The organism is Streptomyces sp. NPDC029296 (assembly GCF_055569255.1).
In genome coordinates this window covers 1-21,705 of sequence record NZ_JBVHXT010000051.1, presented here as the reverse complement: position 1 = coordinate 21,705, position 21,705 = coordinate 1, and the positions used below count along the sequence as shown (strand labels likewise).

The window sequence follows — 21,705 nt, the reverse complement described above, 5'->3', positions numbered from 1 at the left end:
GAATCGATTGAGCCCCCGGCCGACGGGGGACCGGACCCGGTGCGTATCCCGGACACCCATTTGGAGGGGATCGAAGCCAGTGTGCGTCGGCTGATGGAGCAGACCGCGGAGCAGGCCCGGCAGCTGGACCACCTCGCCTCTACCCCGCCCTCCGACCTCTCGCCGTCGCCGTTCGCGGCGTTCGGCATGCCCGGCTTCGGCGGGCCGCCGGCACCGGCCGCGCCGGAGCCGCGGCCCATCCTGGAGCTGGAAGGCGAGGTGTACGAGGACGAGCTGGACGCGCTGTCGGACTGGGTCGACGATTTCCTCCTCCCGGTCTACGGAGCGGAGGTCACCACCGCGGCGCCCTGGTGCCTGCAATGGCAGGAACACAGCGACGTCGTCGCCTGGCTGCACGCCCTCTGGCTGGCCTACCAGCAGCATAAGGACCCCGAGGCGGGCCTGGCCGGCATGTTCGTGTGGCACCGCGACTTCCTCACCCACGCCATGGCGGCGATCCGCGCGCCCGGTGGCCCCTTGTCCGCCTGCATGACCTCCCCCGAGCGCCCCGCCCACCGACTCCTTCCCGGACCGCCCCCCTCCGCCCGCACGGAGAAGGACCCCGAGGCCCCCGCGCCCGGGCCCGGTGAGCCCGGGCCGGCGTCGTGAACCAGGGCCAGCGGCCGGCCTTCGGCCTCAGTTTCGACCCCCGTGCGCTGACCGACCTCCTCCAGGCGCCCTCCGACATCCGCGACCTCACCCTCGCCTACCTGCAGGAAGTGGTGAACGCCGAACGCTTCGGGACCCGCCTGACCGGCGACCTGGAGGGCTACCGCAAACTGTTCGTGGACGCCCGCCGGGACTGGCGCGTCGTCTACGGAATCCGCCCGGCACCCCAGACGTCCGCGCACACACGCGACGTCTATGTGGTCGCCGTCCGGCCGAGGGCGGGTAATGACGTCTACGACGAGGTCGGCCGCCGGCTCGGCATGCGCCGCCGGCCGCTGAGCGCCCGCACCCACGCGGCACGCTCCCGCTCCCCGCAACTGGCCCCCCGCCGCCCCGCCCCCCGCAGGGTCCCGCTGTCGTCCGCCATGCCGGGCCTGCCCCGCCCGGCACAGAGCGCCTCCCCGCTTCACACCCGCTGACCACAAGGAGCCGCTATTGCCTCCCGATCCGGCGCCCACGACCACCCGGCGCGCCGTGTCCCAGCTGGACCCCCGTATCGAGGCCGCCACCGGCCATGACGTCGACACTCTGTGGGCCCACCGCGACCGCGGCCTTCTGGACGAGACCCACACCGAACTGGTCGACCGGCACCGCGAACTAGCAGCGGCCGAGACCAGCGTCACGTTCTACCGCACCCTCCTGAACCGGCTGTCCTCGGGCGAATACCCCATCGATGCCGCCTGGTTCGAGCGGATCGACCGCACCGTGAACCAGATGGAGGAAGCCGCCGACGCCCGCGACGATGCCGCACAGCGTGTCCTCGCCGCGCTGGCGCCGATCGAAACCGCCGCCCGATCCGCCCCCCGGTCCGGCGAACAGCAGATCACTGCCGCCGATCAGGCGGCACTGCTGGCCATCGCCGGCGGCGCCAAGCTCCACGAACACCTGTTGACCAGCCGCCTGTCGGTGACCTGCGCTGCCGGTACCCGTATCCCCTACGCCCACCTGCAGCGGCTGCACTCCGCCGGCCTCGTGGACATCGACACCAGCCATCCCGTCCACGCCGGCCAGCCGGTCAGCCTGACCGGCACCGGCCGCGCCGCGCTGGCCGCCAGCCGCCGTCCCCAGCCGGCCCAGGCTTCGCCGTCGGCACCGCGACCGGGGGCGTGGCCGTCCACGCCCGCACAACGGCGCTGACTCGCTAACCGGCTGCCCGCGCCACGAATTCGTGGTGCTGTCCGGCTGGTCCGCCGTGGGTGCCCGCCGCACCGGACGGAAGCCAGCTTTTTCCGGCCCGGTTTCCGCAGTCAGAATCAGAGGTTCACCGGCTATCGGTGCGTTCGCTCAAAGCTCCGGCTGCGGTTGGCGCGGCGCAACATACCCGATGATCGCCGGTTGGCCAAACCGGCGATTCTCCGGACTCTTATACGGCCGCCGGGACAACACCGGTCGGCACTCCCTTTCTTTCTTCTCCCCTGCATGGAGGCTACTTCCGCATGCGCGCAACCAGAATTGCCGTCTCCGCCGCACTCCTGGGCGCCCTCGCCCTGCCGATCGCGTCGGCAACGACCGCCACGGCCGCTCCGGGCAACGCCCTGACCCAGTCCTGCAACGACCCGGGGCCCTGGATCGTCGGCACGAAGGCCGTGACCATCCGCTCCAAGGCGTCGGTCAAGTCCACCGCCGTCGGCATCCTGTACCGCGGGCACAGGTTCACCGTCCACAGGACCAGCGGGAGCTGGCGCTACATCATGGACCGCACGACGGGCGTGAAGGGCTGGGTGTCCGCCGCCTATGTCTACCGCGACACTCCGATGTGCCTCGACTAATACCCCGCCAGTAACGGCGGCGGAGTTTCAGCGCCCTTGCCGCTTGGTCTGCCGCCGCGTCGTCCCGGCCGTTCGGGACCACCGTGTATTTGGAAGAGGAGTCTTTCTTGTCCGCCGCTCCACCCGATCCGATGGACGACGTCGTGGGCGTGCTCACCGCACAGATCGAAGCCCGCTTCGCCATGGGCATCGACCACTTGAAGGCCGCCGTTGCCGCAGCGCCGACCTACAATTCCGACGCCACCGACATCGTCAAGTGGCACGGCATGCTTCTGGAATCGCAGGCGACGCTCGACCGTGCGGAGGACGCCCTCGTGGCCGCGCTGGAGAGCCAGCCCAGCGAGGTGGGCGACCCGACGACGGAGCTGGCCCAGCGCGTCAATAAGGCCGTCGCCGTCCGTGACGGACGGGCCATGGTCGTGCGGTGGCTGCTCGACCCGAACGCCGTGGGCAAGCACGGCCTGGCCACCCGGCTGCTGGCCCGCTTCGGCCAGCGCCAGGGCCCGGCCGTACCCACCAGCCCGGCGCCGCGGCCGGCGACCGCTCAGCGGCCGGGAAGGAGCCTTGCGCGGTGAGCGCCCGGCACAAACCCAGCTCCGCGGACGACCGCCTGCACCAGGTCTTCGGCGCCCCGGTCGCCGACCTGTACACAGCCGCGGTACTCCCCGACGCCTCCCCGGCGCTGGCGCGGGCACTGGAGCTGCGCTCCTTCCTGGCCGTGGCCGAGGAACAGGTCGCCCACGTCCGCGACCGCATCCACGCCGCGATGGCCCCCGACCGGGACATGAACGACCTGTCCGCCGAGGCCCTGCGCTGGGACCAGCAGTGGCTGCAGGCGGCACTCGAAGCCCGCGCCGGCTACCGCACCGCGCTCGATCAGCTCCTGCACGCCATGCCCGCACCCGGGCAGCGCTCGCGGGGCGCACGCACCGCGCAACCGGTCCTTTCCCTCACCTCGTCCACGGCCGCGGTCGCCCCGGCACCCACGGGTGCCGGGGCGATGCGGGCCCGCCGACTGTGAAAGCCCCGGCGTGATGCACCCGACGTCCACCGAGATAGCCGGACGGATCGAGGACCTCTACGGCGCCCCGCTCGCCGCCCTCGAAGCACATGCCCAGGACCAGCCGCCCGGCATGCTCACCGCCCTCCTCGGCCTGCACAGCACACTCGCGCTGGCCGAGCGCAGCATCACCGTCCACCGCGAACGCCTCGCTCAACTCATTCACCCCGAGCGGCATATCAGCGCCCACGAGGTGGTGCACGTGCTCGACTGCGCCCGCCGGCTCGCCGAAGCGGTCGCTGTCCGCGACACCCAGGCGGTCACGGCGTCGGCCGTGCTGCAGAGCCTGGTCCGCGTCGAGCCCCCCGAGCCGGCCGAGCAGGTAGAACCGCCCGAGCCGTCGCCGGCCCCACCTACCACCACGGTGCCCCCGGCCCCGCCCGCCGCGCCCACGGCCAGCGCACCGAGCCGCTGACCCGCACGCGTATCCGTCACGATCACAGGAGTTCCTTCCTTGGCCCTCACCGGTCTGCCTCCCGACATCGACGCCGACGTCGCCCGGGTCACCGAAGCCCTCGCCATGATCACGCCGCGCTGGAACGTTCGGATCCTGCTCGCCCTGAACGGCCAGCCGCTGCGCTTCAGCGAACTCGCGGCGAAGGTGCCGTGGCTCCGCGACGGCCAGCTGGCCCCCAAGCTCAAGCAGCTGTGCGATGCCGGTCTCGCGGAGCGCACCGAGCACAGCCCGCGGCACGTCACCTACAGCGCGACCGACCGGGCCACCACGCTGCTGCCGGTCCTGCCGCTGATCGTCACCTGGGCCGAGCAGCATCTGGAAAAGCCCGAGCAGCCGCTGCCCGCGATCGAGCAGGTCGAGGACAGCCTCACGCTGCTGAACCGGCGGCACGCCGCCGCGATCTTGTGGGTGCTCAAGATCCGGGGCGAGGTCAGCGGACCGGCTCTGGCCCAGGAGGTCATCCCCGGCAGCTACCCGTCCAACGTCTACGGGCCGCTGGGGCAGCTGGTGGAGGACGGACTCGTCGCCACCGACGGCAACAGGCAGCCCTACCGCCTGTCTCCCGCCGGGGAAGGTCTCGCACCGGTGCTGAGCGCTCTGTCGGCATGGTCCGCCGGCCAGCCCCTGGCCCAGGCCGGACAGCACCCCATCTGGGGCAGCGCCCAGGCCACGCCGGGACAGCGGATGTGGCTCAACCGCCCGCCACGAGCGCAGGCGCCGACGACCACGCCCGCACCGGCCAGGACCGACCAGACGCCGGTCTGGCAGCGAACCGATCTCTTCTCCCACGCCACCCCGTCCCGCCCGCTGGCGGCACTGCCCACCGGAGGCCCGCGCCGATGACCACCCTCTCCCACACCGCCAGCCTCCGCCACGCCTGCACGGTGCTCTCCAGGCCCGGCCTGATCCGCCTGCTCACCGAGATCGACGACAACGGCCCCATCCCCCCGCGCAGCCTGACCCGCACCCTGCCCGACCTGCCCGACCACCACCTGCACCACACCGTCCGACAGGCTCGCGCCCTGGGACTGGTGTGCCACCAGCCTGGTGTGGGCCTGAACCTGACCCCGTCCGGCTCGGGCCTGGCCGACATCTACGACGCGCTCGCTCGCGTCGCACGCCGCCACCACCTTCCGGCACCGGCCTGCCAGTTCACCAGCCGTGTCCAGCACACCCTCACCCTGCTCGCCATGCCCGTCCTCACCACCGAGCAGACCGACCGGGTTTCGAAGACGGTTGCCGAGGATCTCGACGGGACGCGTGCCCTGCTCCAGCAGTGGCTGCAGGAGAACCCCCAACTGACCCAGGGCGCCGAGCCCGTGCTGGCCGCGTGATGGCCGCCAGAACCCGGCACGACCGCCGCTCCTCCCTATTCCGCGGTGTCTACCTGCCCCGATCGGTCGACGGGGCCGCGTTCGCGATGACCACATACGGCATCCCGCTCATCGTCGTCGCGACCACAGGATCAGCCGCGCTGACCGGACTCGCGTTCGCCCTGGAGTGGCTGCCGCGACTGGTGGCGTTCACGGTGGCCGGCTCCCTGGTCGACCGCCACGGCATCACCCGCGTCTTCCGTACCGCCTGCGTCGGCCGGACCTTGGCCGTGCTGCTGGCCGCACTCCTGCTCGCGGTTCCCGCTTTCGGGGTGCCTGCGGCGGTGGCGGTGATGGCGCTCGCCCCGGTGAGCGGCTTCCTCACCGAGTGCAGTTACATCGCCGCCGAGACCGCGGGCGGCGAGGCCAGCCGCATGGCCGGAGCGCGGGCGCACCGGGTGCAGTCGGTGCTGCTGGGCATCGACCAGACCGCGATGCTGGCGGGTCCTTTGGTGTCCGGTCTGCTGCTGGAGTACGGCGGCCCGGCGCTCATGCTCAGCACACTCGCGGTCTTCTCCCTGCTGGCCGCGGTCCTGCTCCCGCGCCGTCAGCACACGCCCACAGGCGAGCGGCGGAGCGCGAGCGGTGTGCGGGCCGGCTGGGGCACCCTGCGCGCCCTGCCCGCGCTGGCCTGGCTGGTGGGCGGTCTGCTCCTGTCGAACACGGCCATCGCTTTGCTGCAGGCGGCGATGCCGGTGATCGTGGTCACTGAACTGGGCCGCTCCAGCGCCGATGCGGGACTGATCTGGTCCGCCGCCGCCCTCACCTCCCTGCTCGCGATCACCGCCGCGCGCCGGGCGATCGACCGGTGGGGGCTGTGGCCCGTCGGCGCCACCGCCGCCGCCGTCGCCGCTGCCGCCACCCTCGCCGTCGCCCAGGCCGACACCTATCGCGGCTACCTCGTCCTGGTCGCCGTGCTGATGGCCGGTGAAGGCGGCCTCACCGTGGTCCTGCGCACCCTGCGCTCCCGCCTCATCCCGCCCGAGGTCTTCGCCAGCACCCTGAGCCTGACCATCCTGCTGCTCCTGCTGCCCTTCCCCGCCGCCGGACTGCTCATCGCGGCCCTCCCGCCCGGCCAGATCGGGCACGCCGTCACCGCCACCGCGCTCCTGCAGGCCCTCGGCCTGGCCGCCGCCTTCACCCGGCTGCGCACCCTGCGCACCACACCGGCCTGAACCCCCGCCCCCGAGAGGAACGACGCCCCGCATGCCCACCGTGCAGGACGAACTGCCTGGTCTCGATGCCCCGCACCGGGACGCACCCACGATCAGTGAGCAGTTCCGTGCCTTCGACGCCGAGCATCCGTGGATCTACCGCGCGCTGGAACGGCTGGTCGATGACCGCTTGGCCGCCGGAGCCGAGCGGGTCGGGATGAAGGCCCTGTTCGAGGCCCTGCGCTGGAGCCGGCCAGTGGGGGTGAAGGGGCTGAACAACAACTACACCGCCCTGTACGCGCGCAGGCTGCTCGCCGCCCATCCGCAGTGGGCGTCCGTGATCGAGGTCCGCCGACGGCGCACCCCGTAAAGCCACCCAGCCCCTGTTTGTCGTCTCGTCTGAATTTTGAGGAGTCCCTTTTCGTGTCCGACCGTCCTGTCGTCCTGGTCGTCGCCGCCGCCGACACGGAAGCCGAGGCGTACCGCGGGTACTGCCTTGAGTCCGTGGCCGCCGCCTATGACGTCGTCCTGATCACCGGCGAGGAGCCGTCTTGGGAGGTGCCGTACCTCCGCGACTGTGTGGTGGTGCCCGACCCGGCCGACCCGGTACAGCTGTCGGCCGCCGGGCAAACGCTGGCCGAGCGCTACGACCTGGCGGGCCTGTTCACCTGGACCGAGTGGTACCTCGTTGCCGTCGCCCGCCTCGCGCGCCAGCTCGGTCTGCCCACCAACGCCCCCGACGTCATGCGGGCGTGCCGCAACAAGGCCACCTCGCGTGCGCTGTTCGCCCGGCACCAAGTCCCCTCGGCCGCCTCGGTGAGCGTGCGCACCGGGGCCGAGGCCAGGGTGGCGGCCGAGCGTATCGGCTACCCGGTCGTGCTGAAGCCGGCCGCGCAGGCGGCCAGCATCGGCGTGATCCGCGCCGACACCCCCGACCAGCTCGCGAGCGCCTTTGCGTTCGCCGCCAAGGCTGCCGGTCTGGGGAAGGAGAGTACGAGCGTGTTGGTCGAGGAGTATCTCGACGGGTCCGAGGTGTCGGTGGAGTGCGTCACCTACCGGGGCGAGACCACCGTGGTCGCGGTGACCCGCAAGACGGTCAGCGAACCACCGTACTTCGAGGAACTGGCCCACTCGGTCGACGCCGCCGACCCGCTGCTCGACGGGGTCGCCCCCGCGGCCCGTGCCGCGATCCGCGCGCTGGGGATCAACGACGGCGTCAGCCATGTCGAGATGCGGCTGGTCGACGGCCGGCCTCGGCTGGTCGAGGTCAACGGCCGGATCGCCGGCGACATGATCGGCCACCTCGTGCACCTGGCGACCGGCATCGACCTGCCGCGCGCCGCCGCCGACATCGCCTGCGGCCGGGCACCCGATCTCACCCCCACCCGCTCCTCGGCCGCCGCGATCCAGCTGATCTACCCGACCGTCTCCGGCACCCTGCGCCGCGTCTACTTCGACGGCATCTGCCCCCGCTGGCTGGACCGCGTCCACTTCCAGCACCAGGCCGGCGACCAGCTCCTCCTCCCGGCTGACGGTGGCACCATGTTCACCGCCCGCATCGGCTACCTGATCACCACCGCCCCCACCGCCGGCCTCGCACGAAAGCGTGCCGACCAGGCCGCCCGCCGCCTCCACATCGACATCACCCCCCTCGCGGGCGAGGAGTCTGTCGCCAGCGGTCGCGCCGCGTGAGCCGTCCCACCGCCGCCGCCCGCCGCAGCCGGATGCTGCTGACCGGCTACTTCCTCGGCCTGGGCGTGGTGATGGCCATCTGGGGCGCCCGGATGCCCGCCGTCCAGCACGCCGCCCACCTCAGCACCGCCCAGCTCTCTTGGGTCCTGCTCGCCGCCGCCCTCGGCATGGTCGCCGGCCTCCAGGCCGGTGGCCGCCTCGCCCGGCCCAAACGGCTCCCCGCGCTCCTGATGAGCGGAGCCGTCGGCCTCGCCGGATCCCTCGCTCTGCTGGGACAGTGCCGCACCCTGGCCTCGCTGCTCGTGGCGGCGCTCGCCTTCGGAGCCGCGCACGGTGTCGTGGACGTCGCCGCGAACTCCGCGGCGGTGCGCTGCCAAAACGCCTACGGCCGGCCCATCATGTCCTCCCTGCACGCCGCCTACTCCCTCGGCGCGCTCGGCGCCGCCGCCCTGGCCGCCGCCACCGCCGCGACCAGCCACCGCACCTTGTTCCTGGCCACCGGCCTGGCACTCACGGTCGCCGTGCTCGCGGCAGGGCCGACCACCCTCGCCCTGGACGGCACCGACCAGCCGCCCACACCCAGCGGCGGCGGCAGGTCTGTGGTGCTGCCGCGCGGACGACTGTGGCTGCTGGGAGCGCTGGCGGCAGCCAGCCTGCTGGGGGAGGGGGCGGCAGCCGACTGGGCGGCCGTGCACGTCCACACCCTGGGTGGCACCACGGCCGCCGCGGCGAGCGCGTTCGCCCTCTACAGCGCGGGGATGACCCTGGGCCGGCTGACCGGCGACCGCCTCACCACCGCCTTCGGCACCCCGGCCGTAGTCCGCATCGGAGCGGTCCTCGCCGCAGCCGGACTGACCACCGGGGTCCTGGCGGACAGCGTGCCCGCCGCCCTGGCGGGCTGGACGGTCTTCGGGCTCGGCCTGTCCACCACCGTCCCCTGCCTGATCACCGCCGCCGGGGCCGGCGGGCCGAAGGCCGTGGCCACCGTCTCGGTGACCGGCTACCTCGGCCTGCTGGCCGGCCCCGCCCTCATCGGCATCCTCGCCGGCGCCACCACCCTGCCCGCGGCCCTGCTGCTTCCCGCCCTCCTCGCAGCCGCGCTCGCCGTCCTTGCCCACCGCGCCCTGGAGAACACCGCCCCTTGACCCGCACCCGCACGACCGGCCTGGACGCCGTCATCTTCGACTACAACGGCGTCATCGGCCTGCAGCCCACTCACGAGCAGTGGTGTCGCCTCGCCCGCACGGCCTCCTGGCCCGACGACGACCTGACCGGCTTCCAGCGCGCCTTCTGGAGCGCCCGCGAACCCTACGACGCCGGCCAGCTCAGCGACCTGGCGTACTGGGCCCGCGTCCTCGGCTCCCACCCCGGCCCCCGCCTGCTGCACGAACTCCTCACCGCGGACACGGACATGTGGACCGGCACCGACGAGCGAGTCCTCTCCGTCCTGCGGCGTGCCCACGCCGCCGGGCTGCCGATGGTGCTGCTGTCCAACGCCCCTGCCCACCTCAGTGACGTGCTCGACACCCACCCTTGGCGCCGGATGATGGACCAGGCCCTGTACTCGGCCCGGCTGCAGGTGTGCAAGCCGGACCCGGCCGCCTACGAACACGCCCTGAAGGCCACCGGCGCCGGCGACCCCCGGCGCGTGCTGTTCGTGGACGACCGCGCCGACAACTGCCGCGCCGCCGAAGCAGTGGGCCTGCGTACCCTGCACTACACCGGCAGCCCGGGCGATCTCGAAGCAGCACTGCTGCACACCGTCGGCTGACCATCCGGCCCTTCCACCCTCCAGGACCTCATTGCCTCCCGACAGTGACCTTTCGAGCAGCGGCGACGTGTACGTCTTTCCGCGCTACCTCGCCGGATTGCCCGGCCACGCCGACCCCAGCTTCGACCCGGTGGCCCACTGGCCCCACCACTACCCCGAAACCGGGCCGTGCCAGCTCGTCGTCGCCTCACCCGACCACCGCATCCGCATCGGCTGGTTCGGCGACGACTACGACACCTGGGTCATCAGCGCGGCCGAGGACCCCGTCTCCCCGCCCCGCTGGACCGCACGGATCAACCACGCCACGCCCCCCGAGATCGTCGCAGGACTCACCCGCGCCCTCGCCGACGAGTGGGCCGAGGACAGCAACACCTTCCTCACCCAGCCCTCCGTGTACTGGACCGACGGCATTCGCCCCCTCCTCGATGCGGGCTGGAAGCGCAACACCCCGCGCCACGGCTTCGTGGACATCGTCGCCCCGGACGGGCTGGCCGGAGCGAGCATCGATGTCGCCGCCCCGGACTCCGACGCCGAGACCGTGACCCTGTGGGCCGGACCACCGGGCTGGGCCACTCGCGCCGAAGCGGTCTTCACCGCGCGCACCCCCTCGCACCTGATCGCCGCCACGGCCGCCGCCCTCGCCGACCCCGCCCCGGTCATCCGCAGCAGGACGTCCCTGCGCCCGCGCCTGGCCGAGCTGGCCCGGCTCACGCCCGTCGCACCGCCCCAGCCCGCCGTGCCGACCCCGCTGGACGTCCGCCGCGCCGCGGCAGCCCGCCGGCCGACCGTCCTGCCGGCCCCCAGCGTGCGCCGCTGGACCACCAGCACGCCACCGCCCCCAGCACACCCGGCGGCCCGCCCGGGGCTGCGCCGCTGAACCACCCCGTTCACGCGAAAGCACCCCATGCCCCTGTACGCCCAGCAGTTCTTCACCGAGCAGCTCCAGCTCACCGACGGCACCGTCATCGGTGACTCCTACTACTGCGCCCCCGCACCCGGCTCGCCGCTACGGCTGCGGATCGACTTCGCCCGCACCACCCGCGCCGGCGAATACGACGGCCTGCGCCTGCAGATCCTCCACGCCGAGCAGGGCGTGCTGGACAGCCTGGTCCTCACGTTCGCCGCGCACGACACCTTCCGCAGCCGCGACGACGCCCTTCACCGGGAACCCGGAGACGACGGTTACGCCGTCATCCGCGACTGGAGCGAGCGCGACGGGCCACCGTGGCAGGGCGCCGCAACGACCAAGCTCCGTCGGGCGATCGAGCAGTACACCACCCTCTGGTTCCCCCAGACGCAGAAACAACAGCCGAAGCAAGCACACGACGCGCCCACCCCGGCCCGTCGCTCGCAGGCGGAGGCACCCAACGGGTTCTGGCTCACCGACCCGGACTTCCGCACCCGGCTCCAGAACGCCACCGTCCGGGTGCTTCACCTCCTGGCCGACTGCCTGGACGACGACTTCCGTCTCATCCAAGCGCTCGACGGAGCCCGCCACCACGCGGACGACCTCCTCGGTGTCCCGCCCGCATTCGGCGTTCTGGCTGAGGCACAGGCCGCAGCCCAGATCGTCGGAGGCGACATCGGATCGCCCTTCGACCCTGCCATCGCCCGAGCCCTCGTCCTCCTCGACCAGCGACCCGTCGAAGAACAGGAACAGGCCGTGCGCACCGCGCTGCGCCGCCTCACCCTCACCACCCGCCCCCACGCCCCGACCGCGCCTCGGCCCCCTGCGCCACCGTCCCCGTCGGCCGGCCGGACCCGCTGACCGCCGCACACCAGGAACCCCATGCAGCCCCACACCGACGCCCCCGACGGGGACGTCCATGTCTTCCCGCGCTACCTCGCCACAAGCACCGGAATCGGCGACCCCGCCCTGGAGCCCCTGCTCCAGACCGGCTGGAACCCCCACCACGACGATCTGGGCAACGCCTACCTCACCACGCCCGACCACAAGGTCCGCCTCGGCTTCCTCCCCGAAGTCGACCACGACGGCCTGTGGCGCATCACCGCCTACCACGACCCCTTCGGCCCGCCCGCCTGGAGCGCCTGGTTCAACCACTCCTGCCCGACGGAGATCGTCACCGCCTTCACCACGGCCCTCGCCGAGGCGTACCAGCAGGGACCCGGGAGCTACCTGACCAACCCCGGCGCGGGAGACTGGGCTCCCGACCCCCTTCCGGTGATCACACCGCTGCTCGCACGCGGCTGGCACATCGACCATCCCCACTGGGACGCCTTCGCCATCCAGTCACCCGACGAGCTGGCCACCCTCCAGTACGCCACCGGCGACCTGGACCCGGAAGCCGAGCTGACCACCCGGGAGACCCGCTGGGAACTGTGGGCCGGCCCGCCAGACTGCCCCTACTGGTACGCCACCGCCAGCACCAACACCCCCACCCTCCTCCTCAAAGCGGTCACCGAGTGCATCTCCGACCCCGCGCCCCTGCCCCGCTGGCGCCAGGACACCCACAGCTACGTCGAGGGCAGGGCCCAGCTCACGCCTATCCGCCCACCGGCCCCCAGCCCGCTCGACGTCAAGCGGACGGCCACCATCCGCCCGCACACCCAGCATGCGGCCAGTGTCCCGCGCTGGAGCACCACCAGGCGGCTTGCCACCGGTACACGCCGGTAACCCAGCCAGGAGACCCGTTTGGCTCTGCACGCACGCGCGTTCTTCACCGCACTTGACCTGCCTTTCCCCGACAACGCCGTCGTCGGGGACACCTACTACGCCACCCCCGCACCCGGCGGCCCGCTGCGGCTGCGGATCGACTTCAGCCGCACCCGGTGGTCCAACGAGTACGACGGACTACGGCTCGTCACCGTCCACCAGGACCACGGGGAACTTGACGTCACGGTGCTGCGGTTCGCCGAGCACAAGACGTTCGACCACCGGGACTCCACCCGTGGTGTGCAGCCGCACGACCAGGACTACGGGACGTTCAAGGAGTTCAAGCAGTGGCCCGACCGGGTGCCCTGGGAGGGCGCTCATACAGGCGGCCTGCGCGAGGCGATCGAGCAGTACACGTCCATCTGGTTCCCCGGCACCTGGGCAGCAACTGCACTGCAACGAACCGTCGGCCGCACCGCGCGAGTGGCACCGGCTCCGCCCGCCGCCCCCGGCATACGCCGCGCCCGCTGATCTCTGCATACGGTCAACCTCGCCGCCCACAACAGTCGTGCAGAACAAGCCGCTCGCCCCGGTCGCTGCGCCACCCCCGAGACCGGCGACGAGCCGAACCCGTTGATCCTTGCCGCGCCCTGCCCAGCCATAAGGAGTCTCACCGCTCGTGCGCTTCAGCCTCGTCCGTTTTGCCGCCGTCGCCGCATCGGTCACCGGTGTCCTGGCCTGGCCCCCGACCGCGACCGCCGCTGCAACCACCCCCACTCCCTCGGCTGCCTCCTCCGACGGTCCGGACGCCGGGCAGGGCAGTGTTGCCATCATCAAGAAGGACGCCGCCGGCGAACTCCTCTCCGGCGCCGCCTTTCTGCTGCTGGATGCCACCGGACAGGAAGCCGGCACCGGTACCACCGACGCCGAGGGCCGGCTGACTTTCACGGATCTGGCTGTCGGCATCTACCGGTTGAAGGAGACCTCCTCCGGCAGCTCTCTGCACGATGTCGTCGCCGACCAGGACGTCATCGTCACCCCAGGGGCCACCACCCGCCTGACGGTCATCGACCCGTTCAAGCCCGCCCGCATCCTGCTGCAGGTCAAGGACGCCACGACGGGCAGGCCCCTGCCCGGTGCGACGGTGAACGTCGGCGCCGGCAACCAGTCGCTCACCACCCTCACCACGGGCCCGAAGGGCACCGCCACCGGCGTCTTGCCCACAACCAGCCGGGAGACGCAGTTCTGGGCCAGGCAGATCACGGCCCCCGAAGGCTACGACGTCTACAAGCCGGCCAAGACCTTCAGGGCGGGCCCCGGCGCCCCGGTCACCGTGACCCTCACCAACTCCAAGAGGGCAAGCAGGCCGACCGAGCCCGGACACTCCAGGGAGCCGACCGGCACACCGACCACGCAAACCCCGGCCACCCCACACCAGCGGCCAACCGGCCCTCCCAGCACACACCCGGCATCCGGACCCACCACCCCCGACACCAAGGGCACCCAGCCGTCACCGGCCGCCACCACAGCGGCAGTCCCCATGGCCTCGGAAAACCCGACCGGCTCACTCGCCCACACCGGCGCCGACGCAACGCCGTGGATCCTCGCCGGCGCCGGCCTCCTGGCCGCAGGCGGCGCCGGCACCGTCATCGCCGCGCGACGGCGCACCGCGAGCAACAGCAGCCCACAGAACACCGCCGACCACTGAACCGAACACAGCCACGCCCCCGGAACCCGCCCTCGCGGTCCGGGGGCGCGGTCTTGTGCCGTCTTCACGGCTCGGGGGCAGCCTCCCGTCCTGCCGCAGCCGGTCAGTCGATGGCGCGGCTGAGCATGGACAGCAGCCCGCGCTCACATGCTCCCGGTCCGTCGACGTGGTCCACGAAGTCGGCGATCAGCGCCAGGGCACATCCCATCGCGCGCGATTCGCTGTCAGGGACCGGCCCGGCCTGGTCCCGCCAGACCACCGGATCATGTCCGTCGAAGACCGCGGTCACGACCCGGCGCACCATCGGCAGATCGGACGGCTCCACGACATCGCCCCACTGGCCGACCTTGTCCATCAGCGTCTTGGTGAACCGCTCGGCGAATCCCTCACCGCCCAGGCGCCCACCGCCCACGAGGTGCAGCGCGCCGCCGATCAGCCACACCGTCCCCCGGTGCAGCTCCCCGGCACCGTAGAGGGCCGTGGCCGCCGCGATGCGCTCGGACAGGGCCGGCCAGGCACTTGGCTGGTCTGGCGAGCGCAGGATGCTCGCCTGGTCCCACGCCGCCTGCGCCGCCTCGACGTGAACCTGCGCACCGCTCATCGTCATGGCCGCCGAGCGTACCCAGGGGCAGAGGCCCATCGAGCGGTGATTACCGGAATCGGGCCCGAAAGAGGGCTGGCCTACGGGACGCACTGAGAACGCTCGCCCCCTTGATGTCCGGAACCGGTTAACCCGGCACCGAGATGCACCGGAAATCGAACTAGTGATTCAATTCAGTCATGAGCCCCACACCGAACGACCTCGCCCGCGCGCAAGAGGAGTGGCATACCGCCTACCGTCAGCTCGCCGCGCGACCGCGTACCGCGCTGCGCCGCCGGGTCATCCACCTGTCGGTGCAGGTGATGTTCCATCCGTACTGGCAGGGCCGGAGGCCAGGAGCTTGGGCAGCGCTGCACGGTGCACGCCATGACCGAGCTGCCTCCTGACCCACCGCGCCTGCGGGCAATCCTCGCGCACTTGGAACGGCAGGTCGCGGAGAACGACACGATCGGCCGGTACCTGCGCCTTCAGCGTGATGCCGTCCAGGAGGCCCTGGCCCGCGCCGAGCGGCCGTCCCCGCAGCGACAGCGGCCCGCCCGCCCGGTGAAGGGCGCCGGCCCGTTGCCCGCCTTCGCCCCGGAGCAGGTCAGGGCCGGCTACGTCGTGCAACAAAAACGCACCCCGACGGGCCCGGAGCCGGCACTCATCCACCTCGCAGACTGCTCCATGATCGAAGGCACGCCACACCGGATCAGGGCAGACGAGGCCCGCGCCGCGCTCACCGACCCCACCGTCACCCCCTGCACCTTCTGCCGCCCGGACACCGACCTCGGTATCGACCTGGCGTAATTCATCGCTGCGTGGGCGCTTTGCGACCTATGGCCGGATATATTCGTACGCGTGGACGGAGTTCTTGAGCGCATCGACCCGACGGTGGACCGGACCGCCGCAGCGCGTCTGCTGGGCTGTTCATCCGACGAGGTCGGATACTGCCCGCGCTGCCAGGGGCTCACCCACCGGTACGGCCGTAACGCCCAGGTCATCTGCCCGGCCTGCCATGATGCCCAGAAGCCGGCGGCGGTCGGCGCCTCGCGCTGAGAACGTCCAGCCGCCTTACCTCACCGGGGCGCCGCTGCCTTGCTCTGGCGGCGGACCGCAGTTCGCCCGGGGCAGACAGGAAAGATCCCCGAAAGACTGGCCAACGAGTCCGGGGCATGTCAAGGTAGACGACCTCCCCGGGAAAGCCCAGGTCAGGTAGGCGATTCGCGGCCCGGCACCAGCCACGAAGGCTGGCACGCCACCGGAGTCGTGATGGGCTCGGGGACCGGATGGCCGAGACGCCGGCGGGCGGTGTCACCGTCGCCGTGCCACGGGCGTTGAGGACCAGCCAAGGCGTACTGCGCGCCCGCATTGCGGGGTTCTGCTCGGTGAAGGCGCCTTCCTCTCGACCGGCGGCCGATCCGGCCGAACGGCGTACCCGCCGCTTCCCCTCGTGAGGAGGTTTCCGTGCCGTCCACGGAAATGACCGTCCAGGATCTCATCGACCTGCTGTCCGCCTGTGAGCGTGATGCTCCGGTTCGGCAGGCGTTGAACCCGTTCTTCCCGATGGAGCACCGGCTTGCGCAGGTCGTCCAGGCCAAGGACGCGACCGGGAAGACGGTTGTCTATCTCGCCGAGGGAGGTGATGAGCACAGCCAGCTCGGTGTCCTGCCGCCCGAGGTCGCCGTGGAACTGGCCTGGCAGTCTCCCGTTCAGCCGCCGCCGCGGCGTGCCCGCCGCACCGCCCGCGGCGGCCAGTAGTTCCCCTCACCCCTGGAGGTGCCCCTGAATCCCGACGTCCCGTTCGATCCCTCCGCCCGCGGCCAGTTCCCGGCGGCCTGCTGGGTCGGCCCCCGCCACCTGGCCGGCGACGACGGCCGCCTCTACGACACCGTCGCCGACGCCCTCTCCACTCTGGGCTGGACGAGCCTGACGATGGTCCGCGGCCGGCAGGAGCCGGGCGAGGAACCGGAGGACCGGCAGGTTGTGCGCAGCACCGTTCTGCACATCAGCCCCGACACCCTGCGGTGGGCCCAGTGGCTCTTGGCCGATGAGCCGTTCCTGCTGGGGGATCTGCCGATCGCCTGGCAGGTATCGGCCCGCGCGGACACGAGCAGTCCGCTCGCGCAGTGGTCGGCGTACTTCACCCCCGATGTCCCCGGGGAGGCCATCGCCGACTTCCTCGTCGCGCTCGACGCACGCCGGCACCCCGCAACCCCGTGCGGCGGCACCGAGCTGGTCCTTGAGGCCGTCACCGGGCACGGCTGGCTCCTCGACATCGACCAGCCGCGCACGGGAGCGATGGACGCGGCGTTCACTACCCACCTCAGCTACGGCACGGTGCCGCCCCTCATCCAGGACGGCGACCCCCAGGCCCTCACCCGCGACGTGGGCCAGGAGCTGGAGGGGTGGCAGGCGTGGTCCGAGCCGGTGCTCGGCGGGGGGTGCCTGTGGGTGGCATCCTTCAGCTCCGGCGTCCCCCACGACCTGGTCGCCGCCTTCGCCCGCTCGGTCAGCTCCACCGCGCCAGTCCTGCGCCGGGTGCTCCCGGAGAGCACCCGGGACCGCCTCCTGCGCGCTCCGGCCATGTGACGGTTCAGCCCGATGCGGGTGGTGCCGAGGCGGCCGGGGCCCCCGAGGGCCTGGGGAGGGTATGAGCCCTTGCGGCAGGTGCCCAGCCGCCTCTGGCTGCCCGGTACATGATGAAGCCCGTCCATCCCTGTGGGGATGGACGGGCTTTTGTCGCATCTGCGCGGTGGGCGTTACCGCGATGTGGCCTTGGCCAGGGCCTTGTCGAGGTGCCGGTCGACGAGGGCGGGGGATCCGGAGACGATGACGAGGATGTTGCCGTCGCGGATCGTGGTCTGCTTCATCACGCTGTCGTGCCCGCCGGCGGAGAAGGTCAGCAGCTGGCTCCACTGTTCGTCGCCGAGGTGGGGCGGCGTCGTCTTCTGGGTGGTGATGTCGACGGCGGACCCGCCGACGAGGACCTGGTACCGCGGGCATCCGGTCATGGCGTCGAAGATCTTGCCCATGCCATCGGACAGCTTGCCGGGGGTGTCGCTGTACAGCTCCTCGGAGACCTCCGAGTCGCTGCTGCCGGCGTAGGTGAAGGCGGTCTCCGCTTTGCGGGGGAAGTCGAGTGAACCTCCGGTGGCCGCGTCACCGCCGAGGTCGGTGAGGGCGGGGCAGCCGAGCACGGTGACGTCGTCGTTGTGCTCGACGCGTTCGAGCTTGCGGGTGTAGCCGCTGCCCAGGTCGCTGGCAGCGAGCAGACGCTCCGTGAGCGCGGCCGACGACAGCGGACTGCTGCTGCCTGGCCCCGGCACGGCCGGGCTGGTGGAGCGGGCGGAGGAGGACGTGGCGGAAGGCGCCGTTTTGGTATGGGACGAGCAGGCGGGCAGGGCGAGCAGGGCGGCGGTGATGCCGACGGCGGTGGTGACGCGCACGCGCATGAGGTGACCCCTTGGTACTGGGAGACGGTTGGGCAGTGCGGGCTCGCAGGCCCGGTGGGGTGGTAGGGACCGGGGTCAGTAGCCGAGGTGGCGCAGGCAGTCCTCGAACGTGGCGTGGGTGCCGTCGGCTGGTCCGGAGTGCCGGTTGAACCAGGCGACGTCCAGACGCCTCTCCTGCTGCTGATGGCCAGCACGGCAGCGCAGCCAGACCTGGTGGCGGGTGGCCATGATGATCCAGTCCCGGTAGGCGCCGCTCCCGGTGCAGGTGACGATCTCGCCCTCCAGAACGAGGGGCCACGGCCAGGGCATCATCCACCCGTCGACCTGGTCGTGGCTGGGCATCCGCAACTCAGGGGGAAGGAAGTCGTCCACCTCGGCCACCGGCTCCGACGCCCCCGCATCGACCTGTGCCTCCGACGGGCTTGCAGCGGCCTCGACCTCTGGAGCCGGGGGCCAAGGCGTGCGCTGCGCTATCTCCCACATCTCCTGGTGCCGGCGCCGCGCCTCAATGACGATCGGATCCTGCTTACGGCGTCGTATCCGGTGAAACACCCTGGCGTCCTCCTGCGTCTCGTCCTGCTCGCGTCAAGATCGTCCCCGAAGGGTCCGGCCTGTTCAACTCACAAAAGCCCTAGTCACAACCGGCCGCGCCCGGATCCGGTCCGGGTGTGCGCCTGGCCGCTGGAATGGCCGGCGGTGCGCCCGTTACGGCGGTCGGCGACCACCGTGTTGCTGGTGGCGGCGGGGAGGTCGGTGCTGCGGCGCAGGCGCCACACCAGCACGTCGCTGACGGACTCGGCGGTGCCGAGTTCCCGGCGTCCCGCCGCGTCGGCGAGGAGCGCGGCGGGATCATGCCCGGCGGCTTCGATGTCGGCCAGAGTCGTGGCGAGCGCGTACCAGCCGGGCTCGGCCAGGACCTGCTCCGCCAGCTCCGGGACGGCCTCACGCAACACGGTGGTCTGCCGCTGGAGGAGTGGTCGGCTCAGGCGCCGGCCGCGCTGGTAGAGGGCGCCCAGCGGCTGGGCGGCGGCGGCCTGGTAGGCGGCCCGCAGGTGCTCCGCGGCCTGGCGGGCGGCGGCTGCCTGCTGGGCGTGGCCCTTCTTCGCGTGCCAGTGGGTGGCGGCGGTGACGAGGAAGAACAGCATGTCGATCGCCATCGCGGTGGTCGCGCCGTCCTCCCCGCGACCGAGCGCGGGACCGCCCCGGATGAGGTCGCGGGCGGCCTGCCGCAACGCCCGGTCGTGGCCGCGCTCGGCCCGCACGTGCGACCTGGAGGCCCGCTCGAAGGCGGCGGCGGCCTCGCGCAGCTCCGCGCGGGTGTGCGCGGCCGAGGTCTTCGCGAGCGCGTCCAGGACCTCGCCGGCCGAGGCGATGTACGCGGCGGCGACCGCATCTTCGGCCTGCTCGATGACGAGCAGCGCCTGCCACGCCGCGGAGGCCGTGCTCCGGCGCGCGGCGGACGGGCCGCCCGGCCCCGTAGGCAAAGGGGGCTCGACGGGCGCGGCGCCCTGGCCGTCATCGAGGGCGGCGGTGAAGCGTTCGCGGATCCGGGGCAGGGAGAGGTCCGGGGCCAAGCGTGCGCCGGGGTAGAACACCGGCTCACCGTCCTTGTTGCGGTCATCAGGCAGGGCGACCTTGTAACCGAGCAGGTCACCGGAGGGTGCGATGCGCTTGCGGACGAGCAGGCCGGCGGCGGCCAGCCGGTCGAAGAACTCCTCCTCGCCCGCCGCGCCGGCCACCGCGCGCCGTACGGTCTCGCGCAGTTCCTCGCGGGCGGTGCTTTCACGGCCCTGCCGGGCGGCCTTGTGCCGCTCGGCGCTGGTGGGCCTCTGGGCGGCGGTCCCGTCGCCGGTGTTGAGCCGCTTGAGGCCGTACTCGGCCTCGATCAGGCGGGCTTCGGCCTGCGCCCGGCCCGCGTCGTTGTGCAGACGGGGCCTTCGTCCGTCCTCGCGGACCAGGGTGGCGATGATGTGGATGTGGTCGTCGGCGTGGCGTACGGCCGCCCAGCGGCAGCCGGCGTCGTCGCCGTCGGGGGCGATCCCGGTGGCCGCGACCATGCGCCGGGCGACCTCGCCCCACTGCTCGTCGGACAGGACCGGGTCCTCGGGTGCGGCGCGCACCGACAGGTGCCACACGTGCCTGTCCGGGCGGCGACTGGGCGCGAGGGCTTCGACCGGCTGGTCGAGGAGCTGTTGCAACCGGGTGTAGGTGGCCTGCGGGTCGCGGCCGGGGTCCGGGGTGAGGCTGTCCCAGGCCGCCACGAGGTGCGGGTCGACGTGTTCCTCGTGCGTGCCGGGCCCGTACAGGTAGTACAGCAGCCCGAGGGTGCGCTTGCCGCGCTTGTGGACTCTGGGGATCATGCGGCGTGGTTCTCGGTGTCCAGGTAGTGCTGGGTGAAGGTCTCCACCCGCTTGGCGGCGCGGTGGACGGCGTCGAGGACCGCGCGGGCGTGCGGGACGTCGGCGCCGGCGTTGGTGGCTCTGGCCACCTGGTTGAGGTTGTTGCCGATCTGGCCGAGGTGCCGGCGCACGGCGAACAGCTCGGTCAGCACTTCGCGCTCGGTGGCGATCTCGGCAGCGGTGCGGTCGAGATCACGGGCGGCTTTCAGAGCGGCGTGGGCGAGGAAGGCGGCGACGCTCATGCGGCAGGCGGACGCGGCGCGCACGAGGAGCTGGTACTCGTCGTTATTCATGCGGCAGCTGGGCTGACGCATGCGCTTGTGCTCGTCGCGCAGGCGCTCACGCTGGCGCACGTGCGGCTTCGGCGGCGCGGCGTGCTCACAGCGCGGGGTGTGACAGGCGTGTGGCGTTTCCCCTTCTGGATGCGATCCGCCCTCGGTCGCATCCTGGTGGACCGGCGCCCCCCGGTGCCGGTCCACTCCCGCCCCTGAAGGGGCGGGCCAGGCAAGAGCATTGCTCCCATCGGGAGCAATGCTCTTGCGATAACTTGCTCGCCCCGAGACCGAGTTGAGTTCACCGGCAGGTTCCGGGGCGGAGCCGTTCTCGATCGGGTTCGTCATCGGCTCTCGGGCCTCGCTGCGCGGAGCCGACGCTGGACGGCGGCGGCCAGGGCAAGAACGTCGGCCGGGCCGCCGAGGAGCCGGACCGGACCGTGCGGCTCGTGCTGGACGAACCACCCACCGGTCGGCAGGGCCACCATGGCGTGGACGAGGCGTCGGCGGACCAGGACGGCGGCCCAGGCAGCCGCCTCAGCGGCCACGTCCCGGGACGCGGGAGCAGAACGGGGGATCACGTGGTGCCTTTCGGTGCGCGGGCGGGGGGGGGGGGGGGGGGGGGGGGGGGGGGGGGGGGGGGGGGGGGGGGGGGGGGGGGGGGGGGGGGGGGGGGGGGGGGGGGGGGGGGGG

Annotated in this window: 28 protein-coding genes and 1 pseudogene; 23 read left to right on the top strand and 6 right to left on the bottom strand. The window is 72.3% G+C overall.

Annotated elements, in window-relative coordinates; translation table 11 throughout:
- Positions 1–93 precede the first annotated feature (93 nt).
- The 19 genes and pseudogenes from ACZ4W9_RS34280 to ACZ4W9_RS34190 all read left to right on the top strand — a co-directional run bounded on the left by ACZ4W9_RS34280 (position 94) and on the right by ACZ4W9_RS34190 (position 14,306).
- Positions 94–648: a DUF4913 domain-containing protein gene (locus ACZ4W9_RS34280; RefSeq protein WP_467942417.1), complete on the top strand. Its 555-nt coding sequence runs from the start codon at positions 94–96 to the stop codon at positions 646–648.
- Positions 645–1,127 carry a hypothetical protein gene (locus tag ACZ4W9_RS34275; protein ID WP_467942349.1) on the top strand — a complete coding sequence of 161 codons (483 nt, stop codon included), beginning with the start codon at positions 645–647 and terminating at the stop codon, positions 1,125–1,127. The genes ACZ4W9_RS34280 and ACZ4W9_RS34275 overlap by 4 nt, the downstream gene beginning before the upstream one ends.
- 16 nt (positions 1,128–1,143) lie before the next feature.
- Positions 1,144–1,845, top strand: coding sequence for a hypothetical protein (locus tag ACZ4W9_RS34270; RefSeq protein ID WP_467942348.1), 702 nt, complete (start codon positions 1,144–1,146; stop codon positions 1,843–1,845).
- Between the two features lie 299 nt (positions 1,846–2,144).
- Positions 2,145–2,477 carry an SH3 domain-containing protein gene (locus tag ACZ4W9_RS34265; protein WP_467942346.1) on the top strand — a complete coding sequence of 111 codons (333 nt, stop codon included), beginning with the start codon at positions 2,145–2,147 and terminating at the stop codon, positions 2,475–2,477.
- A gap of 107 nt (positions 2,478–2,584) precedes the next feature.
- Positions 2,585–3,052 (top strand): hypothetical protein, encoded by a 468-nt coding sequence (locus ACZ4W9_RS34260; RefSeq protein WP_467942344.1) that lies wholly within the window; start codon positions 2,585–2,587, stop codon positions 3,050–3,052.
- Positions 3,049–3,498 carry a hypothetical protein gene (locus ACZ4W9_RS34255; protein ID WP_467942343.1) on the top strand — a complete coding sequence of 150 codons (450 nt, stop codon included), beginning with the start codon at positions 3,049–3,051 and terminating at the stop codon, positions 3,496–3,498. The genes ACZ4W9_RS34260 and ACZ4W9_RS34255 overlap by 4 nt, the downstream gene beginning before the upstream one ends.
- 10 nt (positions 3,499–3,508) lie before the next feature.
- Complete coding sequence (locus ACZ4W9_RS34250; RefSeq protein ID WP_467942342.1) at positions 3,509–3,952, top strand: hypothetical protein; 444 nt, start codon at positions 3,509–3,511, stop codon at positions 3,950–3,952.
- Positions 3,953–3,991: 39 nt separating this feature from the next.
- Positions 3,992–4,837, top strand: a complete 846-nt coding sequence (locus ACZ4W9_RS34245) for a winged helix-turn-helix transcriptional regulator (RefSeq protein ID WP_467942340.1) — start codon at positions 3,992–3,994, stop codon at positions 4,835–4,837.
- On the top strand, positions 4,834–5,328 hold the full coding sequence (locus tag ACZ4W9_RS34240) for a regulator (protein ID WP_467942339.1): 495 nt from the start codon (positions 4,834–4,836) through the stop codon (positions 5,326–5,328). Before ACZ4W9_RS34245 ends, ACZ4W9_RS34240 begins: the two co-directional genes overlap by 4 nt.
- A complete protein-coding gene (locus tag ACZ4W9_RS34235) occupies positions 5,328–6,542 on the top strand; it encodes an MFS transporter (RefSeq protein WP_467942415.1) in 1,215 nt (404 codons plus the stop codon). Before ACZ4W9_RS34240 ends, ACZ4W9_RS34235 begins: the two co-directional genes overlap by 1 nt.
- Before the next feature lie 31 nt (positions 6,543–6,573).
- Complete coding sequence (locus tag ACZ4W9_RS34230) at positions 6,574–6,891, top strand: hypothetical protein (RefSeq protein ID WP_467942338.1); 318 nt, start codon at positions 6,574–6,576, stop codon at positions 6,889–6,891.
- 53 nt (positions 6,892–6,944) lie between these two features.
- Complete coding sequence (locus ACZ4W9_RS34225) at positions 6,945–8,213, top strand: ATP-grasp domain-containing protein (protein WP_467942336.1); 1,269 nt, start codon at positions 6,945–6,947, stop codon at positions 8,211–8,213.
- Positions 8,204–9,358 (top strand): annotated as a pseudogene (locus ACZ4W9_RS34220) (MFS transporter); the annotation flags it as partial. The gene ACZ4W9_RS34225 and the pseudogene ACZ4W9_RS34220, both read left to right, overlap by 10 nt.
- Positions 9,355–9,984, top strand: a complete 630-nt coding sequence (locus tag ACZ4W9_RS34215) for an HAD family hydrolase (protein ID WP_467942335.1) — start codon at positions 9,355–9,357, stop codon at positions 9,982–9,984. The pseudogene ACZ4W9_RS34220 and the gene ACZ4W9_RS34215, both read left to right, overlap by 4 nt.
- A 67-nt stretch (positions 9,985–10,051) precedes the next feature.
- On the top strand, positions 10,052–10,861 hold the full coding sequence (locus ACZ4W9_RS34210; protein ID WP_467942333.1) for an SPDY domain-containing protein: 810 nt from the start codon (positions 10,052–10,054) through the stop codon (positions 10,859–10,861).
- A 27-nt stretch (positions 10,862–10,888) separates the two neighbouring features.
- A complete protein-coding gene (locus ACZ4W9_RS34205) occupies positions 10,889–11,752 on the top strand; it encodes a hypothetical protein (RefSeq protein WP_467942332.1) in 864 nt (287 codons plus the stop codon).
- 21 nt (positions 11,753–11,773) lie between these two features.
- Complete coding sequence (locus tag ACZ4W9_RS34200) at positions 11,774–12,619, top strand: SPDY domain-containing protein (RefSeq protein ID WP_467942330.1); 846 nt, start codon at positions 11,774–11,776, stop codon at positions 12,617–12,619.
- 18 nt (positions 12,620–12,637) lie between these two features.
- The gene (locus ACZ4W9_RS34195; protein ID WP_467942329.1) at positions 12,638–13,129 is read left to right on the top strand and encodes a hypothetical protein; all 492 of its coding nucleotides are present in this window, start codon (positions 12,638–12,640) and stop codon (positions 13,127–13,129) included.
- 148 nt (positions 13,130–13,277) lie between these two features.
- Positions 13,278–14,306 carry an MSCRAMM family protein gene (locus tag ACZ4W9_RS34190; protein ID WP_467942328.1) on the top strand — a complete coding sequence of 343 codons (1,029 nt, stop codon included), beginning with the start codon at positions 13,278–13,280 and terminating at the stop codon, positions 14,304–14,306.
- A 103-nt stretch (positions 14,307–14,409) separates the two neighbouring features.
- Here the strand turns inward: ACZ4W9_RS34190 and ACZ4W9_RS34185 are convergent, their stop codons facing one another.
- Positions 14,410–14,913 carry a hypothetical protein gene (locus ACZ4W9_RS34185; RefSeq protein ID WP_467942326.1) on the bottom strand — a complete coding sequence of 168 codons (504 nt, stop codon included), beginning with the start codon at positions 14,911–14,913 and terminating at the stop codon, positions 14,410–14,412.
- A 360-nt stretch (positions 14,914–15,273) separates the two neighbouring features.
- Between ACZ4W9_RS34185 and ACZ4W9_RS34180 the strand changes: the two genes are divergently transcribed.
- The 4 genes from ACZ4W9_RS34180 (at position 15,274) to ACZ4W9_RS34165 (ending at position 17,478) form a co-directional block, all read left to right on the top strand.
- Positions 15,274–15,696 (top strand): DUF6233 domain-containing protein, encoded by a 423-nt coding sequence (locus tag ACZ4W9_RS34180; protein WP_467942325.1) that lies wholly within the window; start codon positions 15,274–15,276, stop codon positions 15,694–15,696.
- 51 nt (positions 15,697–15,747) lie between these two features.
- Entirely contained in the window at positions 15,748–15,945 is a 198-nt protein-coding gene (locus tag ACZ4W9_RS34175) for a hypothetical protein (protein WP_467942324.1), read from the top strand.
- Between the two features lie 408 nt (positions 15,946–16,353).
- The gene (locus ACZ4W9_RS34170; RefSeq protein WP_467942322.1) at positions 16,354–16,647 is read left to right on the top strand and encodes a hypothetical protein; all 294 of its coding nucleotides are present in this window, start codon (positions 16,354–16,356) and stop codon (positions 16,645–16,647) included.
- Positions 16,648–16,659: 12 nt separating this feature from the next.
- On the top strand, positions 16,660–17,478 hold the full coding sequence (locus tag ACZ4W9_RS34165; RefSeq protein WP_467942414.1) for an SPDY domain-containing protein: 819 nt from the start codon (positions 16,660–16,662) through the stop codon (positions 17,476–17,478).
- A 170-nt stretch (positions 17,479–17,648) separates the two neighbouring features.
- On the opposite strand, the gene ACZ4W9_RS34160 is transcribed toward ACZ4W9_RS34165, so the two are convergent.
- The 5 genes from ACZ4W9_RS34160 to ACZ4W9_RS34140 form a co-directional block, all read right to left on the bottom strand.
- Positions 17,649–18,341 (bottom strand): hypothetical protein, encoded by a 693-nt coding sequence (locus ACZ4W9_RS34160; RefSeq protein WP_467942321.1) that lies wholly within the window; start codon positions 18,339–18,341, stop codon positions 17,649–17,651.
- A 75-nt stretch (positions 18,342–18,416) separates the two neighbouring features.
- Positions 18,417–18,893 carry a hypothetical protein gene (locus ACZ4W9_RS34155; protein ID WP_467942320.1) on the bottom strand — a complete coding sequence of 159 codons (477 nt, stop codon included), beginning with the start codon at positions 18,891–18,893 and terminating at the stop codon, positions 18,417–18,419.
- 83 nt (positions 18,894–18,976) lie between these two features.
- Positions 18,977–20,701, bottom strand: coding sequence for a relaxase/mobilization nuclease domain-containing protein (locus tag ACZ4W9_RS34150; RefSeq protein WP_467942318.1), 1,725 nt, complete (start codon positions 20,699–20,701; stop codon positions 18,977–18,979).
- Entirely contained in the window at positions 20,698–21,054 is a 357-nt protein-coding gene (locus tag ACZ4W9_RS34145; protein ID WP_467942412.1) for a plasmid mobilization protein, read from the bottom strand. Before ACZ4W9_RS34145 ends, ACZ4W9_RS34150 begins: the two co-directional genes overlap by 4 nt.
- A 302-nt stretch (positions 21,055–21,356) precedes the next feature.
- Positions 21,357–21,593 carry a hypothetical protein gene (locus ACZ4W9_RS34140; protein ID WP_467942317.1) on the bottom strand — a complete coding sequence of 79 codons (237 nt, stop codon included), beginning with the start codon at positions 21,591–21,593 and terminating at the stop codon, positions 21,357–21,359.
- Between the last annotated feature and the right edge of the window lie 112 nt (positions 21,594–21,705).